The organism is Pseudomonas sp. 1121_17, from assembly GCF_052850745.1.
The window spans coordinates 1-12229 of sequence record NZ_VXCX01000019.1 but is presented as its reverse complement, the minus strand read 5'-3'; the positions used below and the strand labels follow the sequence as shown (position 1 = coordinate 12229).

The window sequence follows — 12229 nt, the reverse complement described above, 5'->3', positions numbered from 1 at the left end:
TCATGGGGGACCCTGCATCCTAGGTACGGCAAACCTGCTGTGGTTGTAGCCAGATAACTCAACTGCGCCTGATCAGTGCCCGCACGCCGAGCACGCCAGGAATGCCCAGGCCGACCCAGGCCAGAATATCCCAGCCATCGTCACCAAGCAGCGCGGCGAACAGCCCCCCTGCACCCAGTAGCGCGATCAGCACAGGCCAGGTAAAGATCCGCCAGGTGGATTGCGAGCGATGGCTCATGGCTTGGCCTTCGCGCCGGTACGGCGCTTGCCCCACCAGAGATAAACGCCACTGGCGAGCACGACGATTGTCAGCACGTCGAGCAGTGCCCAGAGGATCTGCATCGGCCGCCCGCCGTAGTCGCCAAAGTGCAGCGGTTGCGACAGGCCCATCGCGTCCATGTACCAGGGCCGCTCGCCGACTGCTGTGACGGCGAGGGTGGTGGCGTCGATCAGGACTGGGGTGAACAGGTGCGAGGTCAGATGCGTGGCGCCGTTCATGAACACGGCATAGTGGTGCTCACTGGAGAAGCGTGTGCCGGGGAATGCGATGAAGTCTGCACGCATCCCCGGTGCAGCGGCAGTTGCGATCGGCAGCAGCTGGCTGGCCGACGCACGCTCGGTCAGCGGCGGCGCGTCGCGGTAGGGTGCAACCATTGCTGCCAGGCTGTCGTTGCGCCAGGCGGCGATGACCAGGTCAGCACAGGCACTGATCACCCCGGTGACGCCAACCACCAGCGCCCAGGTCAGGGTCACGATCCCGATCAGGTTGTGCAGGTCGAGCCAGCGCAGGCGCGGCGATCTGTCCTGGCGCACGGTGGCGAACGGCAAGCGGCGCATGAACGGCGCATACAGCACAGTGCCGGAGATGATCGCGACGACGAACAACAGGCCCATGAACGCCAGCCATAGTTTGCCGGCAAGCCCTGCGAACATGTCCACGTGCAGGCGCAGGATGGTCATCATCAAGCCGCCGTTGGCAGCCGGCATGGGCACGGCTTCGCCGGTGCGCGCATCGAGCATGAAGGTGTGCGAGTCGTTGGGGTCGCTGTCGGCAGTGGCGGCCGTGATGGCGACGACGCCGTTGGGTTGGTCCTCATCGTAGCCAAAATACTGCATGACCTCGCCGGGGCGATGCTGCTCGGCCTTAAGCACCAGTTGCTGCAGATCCAGGTGCGGGGTGCCGGCAGGCATCTGCCGTAGTTCGGGGGCGTCGCCGAGCAGATGTTCCAGTTCGTGATGGAAGATCAGCGGCAGGCCGGTGATTGCCAGCAGGAGCAGGAACAGTGTGCAGATCAGGCTGCTCCAGGTATGGACCGTGGACCAGCGGCGCAGGGTTAGGCTTTTCATCGCGTTTCCGGGTTGCCAGGGGGGCGTCGGGAGCGGCGCCAGAGGTGGGGGGGCGCAATACCTGCAGGAGCGGGCTTGCCCGCGAACGGGCCGCAAAGCGGCCCCGGGCGCGACTCAGAACTTGTAATTGACGCTGGCTACGACGTTGCGTTCGTCGCCGTAATAGCACCAGAAACCGTCGCAGTTCGCCAAGTAGTCCTTGTTGAACAGGTTCTTCGCTTCGACCGCTACGCTCAGGCCTTTCATGCTGTTGTCCAGCCGGCCGAGGTCATAGTGCGCCGAGGCGTCATAGACCGTATAGGAACTGACATGCGCCACGCTGGTGTTGGCGGTGTTGCCGTAGGTATCGCCTACATAGCGCACGCCACCACCGACACCGAAACCGTCAAGCAGGCCGTTGTGCCAGGTGTAGTCAGCCCAAAGGGTTGCCTGGTTGCGCGGAATCAATGCCATGCGGTTGCCGACATCGGTGGCAAGACCCTTGGTGATCTCGGTATCGGTGTAGGTGTAGGAGGCTATCGCCTTGAAGTTGTCGGTCAACTGCGTGGACGCTTCCAGCTCCAGGCCACGAACCTGCAATTCGCCCACCTGGCGGGTGATGCTGCCTTCGGTTACACGCACGTTTTGCTGGGTCAGGTCATACACGGCGGCGGTCAGCAAGGTCTGGCTGCCAACCGGCTGGTATTTCACGCCGACCTCGTACTGACGGCCCTCGGTCGGTGCGAACGACTGCGCTGCTCGGGCATCGGCACCCATGGTGGGCTGGAACGACTCGGTATAGGAGATATACGGCGTGACGCCATTATCGAACACATAGCTCAAGCCTACGTTGCCGCTGAAGGCCTTGTCACGCTGAGTGCTGGTGGCATCGTTGACGTTGAATCGAGTCCCGGTGTGCACCCAGTCCTCGCGCCCGCCGAGGGTCAGGCGCCAGTTATCCAGTGACATTTGATCTTGCACATACACACCCGTCTGCTGAGTCTTCTGGTTGAAATCTTGCAGGGTAATGTAGCTAACCCCGGACATGTCAGCGCCATACACCGGCCGATTGACGTTGATCGGCGGCACACCCAGGCCATACAACCATTGGTAGTTGGTATTGGCGCGTTGGTGGTCGAGGCCCAGCAGAAGCGTGTGGCTGACGGCACCGGTGTCGAAGTCAGCCTGGAAGTTGTTGTCCACCGCAAACTGGCTGATGTCTTCGTTGATGATGCCTGACTCGCGGTTGACGTTGCCGTCGGCGTCAACGGTGTTAACGGTACCAACGTTGACGGCCTGGAACGACAGATCGTTTTTGGTGTAGCGCAGATTCTGGCGGAACTGCCAGGTATCGTTCAGTCGATGTTCGAAGGCGTAGCCAAGGGCGTAGTAGGTGCGGTCGTAGAAGTCCCAGTCGGGCTCGCCAAGATTCTTGTGGTGAGAGATCTTGCCTGCCGCAGATGGCAACTTGGTGCCTTGCAGCGGCAGGAACTGCCCGGTAATGCCGGTATCGTCGCGGGTGTACTGGCTGATGAAGGTCAGCTTGGTGTCTTCGTCAACGTTCCAGGTCAGGCTCGGAGCGATGTTGTAGCGTTTGTCCGGGATGTGATCGATGGGTGAATTGCTGTCACGCACCACGCCGCTGACGCGGTACAGAAAGCGGCCTTCGTCGTCGATCTTGCCGGTGCTGTCGAAGTTGATCTGCTTGTGTTCGTTGCTGCCGGCCTGGGCTTCGATCTGATGAGCGCTCTCTGCCTGCGGGCGGCGGCTGACCATGTCGAGCATACCGCCCGGCGGGGTCTGGCCATAAACCGATGAGGCAGGGCCACGCAGTACGGTAATGCGCTCAAGGTTCCATGGCTCGACCTTGGGGTTGGCGAACGAGCCTTTGGGCAGCGCCAGGCCATCAAGGAACTGAGTCGGGTCGAAGCCGCGTACACGCAGCCAATCGGCGCGCGAGTCGGAGCCATAGCCGCTGCTCTGCACGCCAGCGGTGTAGCGCAGGGCGTCATTCAGGTTGAGAACCTGGCGGTCGTCCAGCTGCTGGCGGGTAATCACCGACAGCGAGCGGGCAGTCTCGACAATCGGCGTATCGGTCTTGGTGCCCGCAGCGGTGCGCGTAGCGACGTAGCCGGTGCTGGCACCCCATGCGCTCTCATACTCGCCGGCCGCATTGATACTTGTCTCCGGCAACGCCAGGCTGCCTTCCGGCGTGGCCACCAGGCTGTAACTGCCGACGCTGCTCTGCTGCAGTTGCAGGCCGCTGCCGCGCAGGGCCGCCTGCAGTGCGCCGAGGGCATCGTACTGGCCTTTGACCGGCGCCGCGGTGCGCCCGCTGACCAGGGCTGGGTCGATCGCCAGGGCGATACCCGCCTGGCTAGCGATCTGATTCAGGGTCGTGGCCAGTGGCGCGCTGGGCAAGTCATAGGCGAGTTGCGATTGCTCGGCAGCATGCAGAGCAGGGCTGGCCAGTGGGATAGACAGGGCAATCGCCAGAGCCATCAGGCTGGGGCGCAGGATACGATCAACGGCACGGGACATGCAGCGGCTCCTCGACGGATAAGTGCTTTGTGCTTCCTTGCCGAGCGAGAATTGAAAAGTGACAGGGGCCTGTCGAAATAAATTTATCGGCGCTGCCGCTAGCGGCTCATTGCGCGACGACCTTGACCCACCATGGCGTGCGCTGCTCGACCTTGACCGGCAATGCAGGGGTCAGCGAGGCCAGCGCCAGGTCGATATCGGTCAGCGGAAAGCTGCCGGTCACGCGCAGGTCGGCTACCTCGGGCGCGACGCCCAGATGACCGCTGCGGTAGCGGCCCAGCTCAGCGACCAGGTCGGCCAGGCGCACGTTGTCCACCACCAGCATGCCGCGGGTCCAGGCATCGGCACCGGGCGCAACCGGGCTGATCTGGCTGAGGCCATTGGCTGTCATCATGACTTGCTGGCCTGCTGCCAGAACCTGCTCATCTACTCGGTTGGACGGCATTGCCGCGACCTGCGACTGGAGCACTTCAAGACGCGTGCCTTGCGCTTCGCGCTTGACCAGGAAGCGTGTGCCCAGTGGGCGCAGGCGACCGTCATCGGTACGCACCAGCAGCGGCCGCAGGTCGTCATGGCCGGTTTCAACCGAGATTTCGCCCTGATGCAGAACGATCACGCGCTGGCTGCCTTCGAAGTCGATATCCACGGCGCTATGGGTATTGAGGCTGAGCAACGTGCCGTCTTCCAGGCGCAGGGTGCGCAATTCGCCGGTGGCGGTGCGCTGATCGGCCAGCCAGTAACCCGGCGACAGCGACGGTGCATCGAGTTGCAGGACCAGCGCGGCGACCAGTAGCACGCTGGCGAGCCCGCCGCCGAGGGTACCAACCCGCCGGCGCAAGCTGACCCGCGACTGCAGCAGTGCCTTGCGCGCTGGGCCGACTGCGGCGCTGAAACGCTGGTCGAGCATGCCCAGTTGGCGCCAGGCGCGAGCGTGCTCTTCGCTGGCAGCGTGCCAACGCAGAAACTCACTACGCTGCTCTGGCACGCCGGGGCTGTCGTCCAGGCACAGCTTCCAGGCGATTGCAGCGTCCAGTACCTTGTTCGAGACCGGGCTGGTGCTCACGTCGGCTCGCCATACAGAGCGATGTAGCATTGGCGCATCCCCTGGGCCAGATACTGACGCACACGGGAGACGGAAACGCCCAGACGCTCGGCGATTTCGGCATGGCCCATGCCATCCAGGCGGTTGTGCAGGAACGCAGCGCGGGCTTTGCTCGACAGTTTGCCAAGCAAGCGGTCGATGGCCTTGAGGTCTTCGAGAATCAGCAGTTGCAGTTCCGGCGAGGGCTGTTCGGTTTCGGGCATCTGCGCCAGTTCAGCCAGGTAAGCCTGCTCCAGCGCAGCCCGGCGGAAATGATCGAACAGCAAACCCTTGGCCACTGCAGCAAGAAACGCCCTTGGCTCACGCGGCACCGGCAACTGGTCACGCCCGAGCAAGCGCACGAAGGTGTCCTGACTCAGGTCTTCGGCGCGTTGCTGGCAGCGCGTGCTGCGTTGCAGCCAGGCCAGCAGCCAGCTGCGGTGGTCGCGATAAAGCGCACCGATCAGATCAGCATGTGGACTGTGCGCAGACGGCAAGAGCGTTCCCCGGAAAGAATGCGTTAACTAACGATAATTATTCGCGATTGTTACAGAGGCGGGTGGCCGCACGCAATCGACGTCTATCGGATAGCTATTACCAACTGTGACTCTGAGCCTTGCGCCGGCGCCATTGCTGCAGGCGCGTGCTCAGTTGCAGGGGGCTGTCGAGCTGCTGCCGGCGGGCCTGGCTGAACAGGATCAGGGCCAACTCGGCGGTGACCTGAGCGTCGGCACTGGCATGATGGCGCTCATCCACCTGCAGGCCGAAGTGGCCGATCCAGTCGTCCAGGCCGGCCTCGCGCATTACCGTGTCGGGGTTGAGCATCGGCGCGATTTCGGCCACGTCGTAAAAGCTGTGCTGCAAGCGATGGCCGAGGCTGTCTTTCAAGGCGCGGCCGAGCATGTGCTGATCGAACGGCGCGTGGAACGCCAGCAGTGGGCTGTCGCCGATGAACTCGAGCAACTCCAGCAGCGCCGTTGCCGGTGCTGAGCCGGCGGCCAGGGCATCCGGACCGAGGCCGTGGATCAACACGCTGGGGTTGGTCTTCTGCGCCGGTCGGTGCAAGGTGCGTTCGAACTGCTGGCTGAAATCGATGGCGCCGTCTTCGATCGCCACCGCACCGATCGACAGCACCTGATCACGGTTTAGGTTGAGCCCGCTGGTTTCCAGGTCGATGACCACCCAGCGCTGCTCGCGCAGCGAATGCACGCCTGGCGGCGCTGGCTTGGGCAATTGCGCCAGGCGCTGGCGCATCGCCGGGTCGACGGCGGCAGGCAGGGAAGGGCGTAGCCAGGTAAACAGACTCATAGCTGGTACCGCAGGGCCAGGCTGCTTTGCAGGCGTTGAGCCTGGCGCAGCGACTCACGCAGGATCCGTCGATCGAGCTGGTTGAGGCTGTCCGGGTCGAGCCGGTTGGAGTAGGCCTGGTTGGCGCGGCTCTGGCGTTGATGCTGCTGCATGCGAGTCTGCTGGATGAAGTGGTATGCCTCTTCGAAGGCGGCGCCGTCCAGGGCATCGATGACTTCTCTGGCGACCAGCTGACGCAGGCGTTCGAGGGTGTTGCAGGCGCCAATGCCGTTGGCCAGGGCGAGCAGACGGGCGCCGTCGACAAACGGCGTCAGGCCCTGCACCTTGAGGTCGAGGGTGGCGGCCTTGTCGGTGCCTTGGCGGGTCAGTACGAAGTCGCGTAGACGCCCCACTGGTGGCCGCTGGCGCAAGGCATTGTCGGCCATCATGCGCTGGAAAATGCGGTTGTCGCGAACCTGGGCAAGCATGCCCTGGCGCAATTGTTCGACCGCCTGCTCATCGCCCCAGACCGCGCGCAGGTCAAAGTAGATGGAAGAACCGAGCAGGTTTTCCGGGCTGGCCTCGCGGACGAACCCGGCAAAGCGCCGCGCCCACTCGCTGCGCGACAGGCACAGGTCGGGGTTGCCGGCCATGATATTGCCTTGGCACAAGCTGAAACCACACTGCGCCAGGCACTGGTTGATGTACTGCGCCAACGGCAGCAGGGCGCGCCGATGGGCGTCGGCCTGGGCAGTATCGTCGGCCTCGAACAGGATGCCGTTGTCCTGATCGGTGAACAGGGTTTGTTCACCGCGGCCTTCACTGCCAAAACACAACCAGCTGAACGCTACGCCGGGATCGCCACGCTCGGCCAGGGCCAGCTCGATCACCCGGCACACGGTGTGGTCGTTGAGCAGGGTGATGATCTGGGTGATCTGCGTCGACGAAGCACCGTGGGCGAGCATGCGCTCGACCAGTTGGCTGATCTCGCCGCGCAGCGACACCAATGTGTCCAGCCGTGGCGCATGGCGGATGGTGCGCGCCAGATGGACCAGGTCGACCCGCTGCAAGGAGAACAGATCACGCTCCGACACCACCCCGCACAGGCGCCGCTCATGCACCAGGCAGACGTGGGCAATATGCCGCTCGGTCATCGCCATGGCCGCATCGAACGCAGTCGCATCCGGCGCCAGGTAAAACGGCGCGGCGGTCATGTGCAGGGCAATCGGCGCGCTCAGTTCGGCGCTGGCATCGGCCACTACCTGACGCAGGTCGCGCAGGGTAAAGATCCCGATCGGAAAGCGCTGCGGGTCGATGATCACGATGCTGCCGACCTGCTGTTCGTGCATCAGGCGCACCGCTTCGCGCAAGGGCATATCCGGAGTGCACACCACCGGGTGACGCATGGCCAGCTCGCCCAGCGGTGTATTCAGGGAATATTGGCTGCCGAGGGCTTCTACCGCACGGTGGCGCACCTGCTGATTGACCTGATCGAGGAGACTGCTGACGCCGCGCAGCGCAAAATCACGAAACACATCCGACATCGAGAACAGGCGAATGAACGCGGCTTTGTTCAGCTGCAGGCAGAAGGTGTCCTCGCCGGCAACGTGCTCGGTGCGGGTCGCACGCTCGCCAAGCAAGGCCGCCAGCGGGAAGCATTCGCCGCTGGTGATCTCGAAGGTGGTTTCCACCCCGGCCTGGCTGACGTGCTGGCGCTCACCGACCACGCGCCCTTGCTTGACGATGTAGAAGTGCTCGACCGGGCCATCGGCGGGCTTGATGATGCTTTCGCCGCTGGCGTGGAAGCGCAGTTGGCACTGCTCCACCAGAAAGGCCAGATGGCTGTGTTCCATCTGCTTGAACGGCGGGAAGCGCTGCAGGAACTGCAATGTGCCCTGGATGTTCTGCAACACCGCGGTTCTGCCGGCTTGGCTGTAGGCGTCCTTTTTACTCATGAGCTGACCGTATCGCTGTGCCGATCTATATATATCTGACTATATATAGTGAAGTCGGCCTTGTTGTTCTCGGTCCCCATGGTCGGCTGGCGGCCGGTTCGTGCCCATTGGACGTAAGTCTATGAGGGCATAACGCCCGTTCGGCGACGTAGGCTGCACGGGCGGATAGCACATTCGGCGAATTTGTGGTCATACGCTGTGCAGACGATATTTCAACGGGAAGACCATGGCTGAGCATGACGACATTCTGAGTGACGCCGAGCGCGAGGCGTTGGCCTTGGTCAGCGCGCCACCGCCGCAACTGCCGGTGGTGCTGGTGGTGGACGACGACATCCTCAGCCGTAGGGCCCTGGCCTGGTATCTGAATCGCAAAGGTATCCGCTGCATCAGTGCGTCGAGCGCATTGGCTGCGTTGCGGGCACTCAGGCGTGAACCGCGTATTGGCATGATGATCACCGATCTGCGCATGGGGCCAGTGGATGGGCTTGAACTGATCAAGCAGATTCGCAGTTCGGTGCGGGCAGATCTGCCCATTGTGGTGGTGTCTGGGGAGTCGCAGGTGCCAGAGGCCGTCAAGGCGATGCACCTTGGGGTGCTGGACTTCATGGTCAAGCCGCCGGATCTGGACAAGCTGTTGCGGCTGGTGAGGAAGGAATTGCGGATCGAGTGAAGCTGGGGGCCGCTGTGCGGCCCTTCGCGGCGGTCCGGCGTCCCGGTGAACCCGCTCCCACAGGTCTCAGTGGGAGCGGGCTTGCCGGGACGCCGGACCGCCGCGAAGGACCGCAAAGCGGCCCCAGCATCTCCACTTACAACCCGTTGCGCGCCTTGAACTCGCGGCGGCGACGGTGCAGCACCGGCTCGGTATAGCCGTTCGGCTGCTTGGCACCTTCGAGCACCAACTCCAGCGCTGCCTGGAAGGCAACGTTGTCGTCGAAGTTCGGCGCCATTGGCCGGTACGAGCTGTCGGCAGCGTTCTGCTGATCGACCACTGCCGCCATGCGCTTGAGGCTTTCCAGCACCTGCTCTTCGCGCACGATGCCGTGGCGCAGCCAGTTGGCGAGCAGTTGTGCGGAGATACGCAGAGTGGCGCGGTCTTCCATCAGGCCGACGTTGTTGATGTCCGGCACCTTCGAACAGCCCACACCGTGGTCAATCCAGCGCACGACATAGCCGAGGATGCCCTGGGCGTTGTTGTCCAGCTCGTTGCGAATTTCTTCGTCGGACCAGTTGGTGTCGGCTGCCAGCGGGATGGTCAGAATGTCATCGACCGAGGCCGGCGCGCGCTTGGCCAGTTCCGCCTGACGCGCCTGCACATCAACCTGGTGGTAGTGCAGGGCGTGCAGTACCGCGGCGGTCGGTGACGGCACCCAGGCGGTGTTGGCACCGGCCAATGGGTGAGCGATCTTCTGTTCGAGCATGGCCGCCATCAGGTCAGGCATGGCCCACATGCCCTTGCCGATCTGGGCACGGCCTTGCAGGCCAGTGGCGAGGCCGACATCGACGTTGTTGTTCTCGTAGGCGCCGATCCACTTCTCGTTCTTCATGGCGCCCTTGCGCACAACGGCGCCGGCTTCCATCGAGGTATGGATTTCGTCACCGGTACGGTCAAGGAAGCCGGTGTTGATGAACACCACGCGCTCGGCCGCAGCCTTGATGCACGACTTGAGGTTGACCGTGGTGCGGCGCTCCTCGTCCATGATGCCGACCTTCATGGTGTTGCGCGGCATCTGCAGCACGTCTTCGACGCGGCTGAAGATTTCTGCGGCAAACGCCACTTCTTCCGGGCCGTGCATTTTAGGTTTGACGATATAGACGCTGCCGGTGCGGCTGTTCTTGCGGGTGGTGGTGCCCTTGAGGTTGTGCAAGGCGATCAGGCCGGTGAACAGGCCATCCTGGATGCCTTCCGGGATCTCATTGCCCTGCGCGTCGAGGATCGCCGGGTTGGTCATCAGGTGACCAACGTTGCGCACGAACAGCAGCGAGCGACCGTGCAGGCTGACGCTGCCGCCGTTCGGTGCGGTGTACTCGCGGTCCGGGTTCATGGTCCGGGTGAAGGTCTTGCCGCCCTTGCTGACGCTTTCCGACAGGTCGCCTTTCATCAGGCCCAGCCAGTTGCGGTAAACCACTACCTTGTCGTCGGCATCGACTGCGGCAACCGAGTCTTCGCAGTCCATGATGGTGGTCAGGGCCGATTCCATCAGGATGTCTTTGACTGCGGCGGCATCAGTGCTGCCGACCGGGGTGCTGGCGTCGACCTGGATTTCGAAGTGCAGGCCGTTGTGCTTGAGCAGGACTGCGGTTGGCGCGCAGGCCTCGCCACGGTAGCCGATCAACTGTGCATCGTCGCGCAGGCCGCTGTTGCTGCCGCCCTTGAGCGCAACCACGAGCTTGCCGGCATCGATGCGGTAGCCGGTGGAGTCAACGTGCGAGCCGGCAGCCAGAGGCGCGGCCTGATCGAGGAAGGCGCGGCCGAAGGCGATGACCTTGTCACCACGGACCTTGTTGTAGCTCTGACCTTTTTCGGCGCCACCTTCTTCGCTGATAGCGTCGGTGCCATACAGCGCGTCATACAGCGAACCCCAGCGCGCGTTGGCGGCGTTGAGGGCGAAACGCGCGTTCATCACCGGTACTACCAGCTGTGGGCCGGCCATGCGGGCGATTTCTTCGTCGACGTTTTGCGTGGTTGCCTGGAAGTCTTCTGCTGCTGGCAGCAGGTAACCGATTTCCTGGAGGAATGCCTTGTAGGCTGCGGCGTCGTGAGCCTGGCCTTGACGCGCCTGGTGCCAGGCGTCGATCTGGGCTTGCAGCTGGTCGCGTTTGGCGAGCAGGTCTTTATTCTTCGGAGCGAGGTCGTTGATGATCTTTTCCGCACCGAGCCAGAAATCCTTGGCGACGATGCCGGTGCCTGGGATGGCTTCGTTGTTAACGAAGTCGTACAGCACCTTGGCGACCTGAAGGCCACCGACTTGAACGTGTTCAGTCATTGCTTGCCTCACTCTGCTCAGCTATTTCGCTCATCGTATTAAGCCTGTAGCGCTTCTTCAAACACGCACCAGTTCATGCCCGCAGGCGGCTGGGTGCGGCCTGCCAGACGCGCTGGCGGGCGGTTTGCGTATTTTCACAGGCGCCATCGGCAGACATCCAGTCGACGTTTTGTAGTCCGCGTCGGGGCATACTACATGAAGCAGCAGGCGGGTGAACATCAGACTAAAAGCGTCGCTGTGCGACCATTTGGTCGCATAGGGTCACGCTGGGAAGCCGCATGTTCGCAAAAAACAGGTAGATTGTTCCAGATAAATCTTGAAACAGTACACGATTAGTCATTCGGACTGCCCTGCGGCAGGTTGCCACAGCTTGCCTATACTCACTCGATTGCCAGCCTTTGCGCCGTGTTCGGCCTGGCTGAAACCTTGGCAGGGCAGAGGAGTACGCAGTGGACCACCTAGTATTGACCGTGATCGCCCCCGACCAGGCCGGGCAGGTAGAACGCATTGCCCAATGCATCGCCAGCCACAACGGCAATTGGCTGGAAAGCCGCATGTCGCGCATGGCCGGGCAGTTTGCCGGGATCCTGCGGGTGGCGGTGCCGACTGAGTCCCACGCTGAATTGGTCAAAGCGCTGGAGCAACTGATCAGCCACAACATCCGCGTGCTGATCGCCGAGAGCGGCGCCGAGCCTGCGGCTAACTGGAAGCCAATCAGTATGGAACTGGTGGGCAATGACCGCCCAGGTATCGTTCGCGACATTACCCGATTGCTGGCAGACAAGGGGGTAAATCTGGAGCGCTTCACCACTGAAGTGCGCCCGGCGCCGATGAGCAGCGAGCCACTGTTCCACGCCAACGCGCTGCTGGCGTTGCCGATGGCGCTTTCGTTGGAGGATCTGCAGCAGAGCCTGGAAGCGCTGGCCGATGATTTGATGGTCGAACTTGAGCTGCGCGCAGAGGAGTAGGTGGGTGCATTGGGGCTGCTTTGCAGCCCTTTCGCGACACGAGGCCGCTCCTACAAAAATCCGTGCCAACCAGTTGTACGCGGTCCC

Annotated in this window: 10 protein-coding genes; 2 read left to right on the top strand and 8 right to left on the bottom strand. The window is 62.9% G+C overall.

Annotated features, from left to right (window positions below; translation table 11 throughout):
- Positions 1-58: 58 nt before the first annotated feature.
- From FW789_RS23385 to FW789_RS23355, 7 genes are all read right to left on the bottom strand, one after another.
- Entirely contained in the window at positions 59-238 is a 180-nt protein-coding gene (locus FW789_RS23385; RefSeq protein WP_103435232.1) for a hypothetical protein, read from the bottom strand.
- On the bottom strand, positions 235-1347 hold the full coding sequence (locus FW789_RS23380; RefSeq protein ID WP_186700463.1) for a PepSY-associated TM helix domain-containing protein: 1113 nt from the start codon (positions 1345-1347) through the stop codon (positions 235-237). The genes FW789_RS23385 and FW789_RS23380 overlap by 4 nt, the downstream gene beginning before the upstream one ends.
- A 114-nt stretch (positions 1348-1461) precedes the next feature.
- Positions 1462-3867 (bottom strand): TonB-dependent siderophore receptor, encoded by a 2406-nt coding sequence (locus FW789_RS23375; RefSeq protein ID WP_427116753.1) that lies wholly within the window; start codon positions 3865-3867, stop codon positions 1462-1464.
- Positions 3868-3973: 106 nt separating this feature from the next.
- Positions 3974-4930, bottom strand: coding sequence for a FecR domain-containing protein (locus FW789_RS23370; protein ID WP_103435229.1), 957 nt, complete (start codon positions 4928-4930; stop codon positions 3974-3976).
- Positions 4927-5445 (bottom strand): RNA polymerase sigma factor, encoded by a 519-nt coding sequence (locus FW789_RS23365; RefSeq protein ID WP_340612661.1) that lies wholly within the window; start codon positions 5443-5445, stop codon positions 4927-4929. The genes FW789_RS23370 and FW789_RS23365 overlap by 4 nt, the downstream gene beginning before the upstream one ends.
- A gap of 97 nt (positions 5446-5542) precedes the next feature.
- Complete coding sequence (locus tag FW789_RS23360; protein ID WP_101322434.1) at positions 5543-6256, bottom strand: 3'-5' exonuclease; 714 nt, start codon at positions 6254-6256, stop codon at positions 5543-5545.
- Complete coding sequence (locus FW789_RS23355; protein WP_446432112.1) at positions 6253-8190, bottom strand: DUF294 nucleotidyltransferase-like domain-containing protein; 1938 nt, start codon at positions 8188-8190, stop codon at positions 6253-6255. Before FW789_RS23355 ends, FW789_RS23360 begins: the two co-directional genes overlap by 4 nt.
- Positions 8191-8416: 226 nt before the next feature.
- On the opposite strand from FW789_RS23355, the gene FW789_RS23350 reads away from it, so the two are divergent.
- The gene (locus FW789_RS23350) at positions 8417-8860 is read left to right on the top strand and encodes a response regulator (RefSeq protein ID WP_103435226.1); all 444 of its coding nucleotides are present in this window, start codon (positions 8417-8419) and stop codon (positions 8858-8860) included.
- Between the two features lie 136 nt (positions 8861-8996).
- Here the strand turns inward: FW789_RS23350 and FW789_RS23345 are convergent, their stop codons facing one another.
- Entirely contained in the window at positions 8997-11174 is a 2178-nt protein-coding gene (locus tag FW789_RS23345) for a malate synthase G (protein WP_103435225.1), read from the bottom strand.
- Positions 11175-11623: 449 nt separating this feature from the next.
- Between FW789_RS23345 and FW789_RS23340 the strand changes: the two genes are divergently transcribed.
- Entirely contained in the window at positions 11624-12142 is a 519-nt protein-coding gene (locus FW789_RS23340) for a glycine cleavage system protein R (protein WP_101322430.1), read from the top strand.
- Positions 12143-12229: the final 87 nt, after the last annotated feature.

Bases quoted from the DNA above. Each gene is read 5' to 3' on its own strand.
- FW789_RS23360 (WP_101322434.1), bottom strand. From the start codon at position 6,256: ATGAGTCTGTTTACCTGGCTACGCCCTTCCCTGCCTGCCGCCGTCGAC.
- FW789_RS23380 (WP_186700463.1), bottom strand. From the start codon at position 1,347: ATGAAAAGCCTAACCCTGCGCCGCTGGTCCACGGTCCATACCTGGAGC.
- FW789_RS23375 (WP_427116753.1), bottom strand. From the start codon at position 3,867: ATGTCCCGTGCCGTTGATCGTATCCTGCGCCCCAGCCTGATGGCTCTG.
- FW789_RS23385 (WP_103435232.1), bottom strand. From the start codon at position 238: ATGAGCCATCGCTCGCAATCCACCTGGCGGATCTTTACCTGGCCTGTG.
- FW789_RS23355 (WP_446432112.1), bottom strand. From the start codon at position 8,190: ATGAGTAAAAAGGACGCCTACAGCCAAGCCGGCAGAACCGCGGTGTTG.
- FW789_RS23350 (WP_103435226.1), top strand. From the start codon at position 8,417: ATGGCTGAGCATGACGACATTCTGAGTGACGCCGAGCGCGAGGCGTTG.
- FW789_RS23345 (WP_103435225.1), bottom strand. From the start codon at position 11,174: ATGACTGAACACGTTCAAGTCGGTGGCCTTCAGGTCGCCAAGGTGCTG.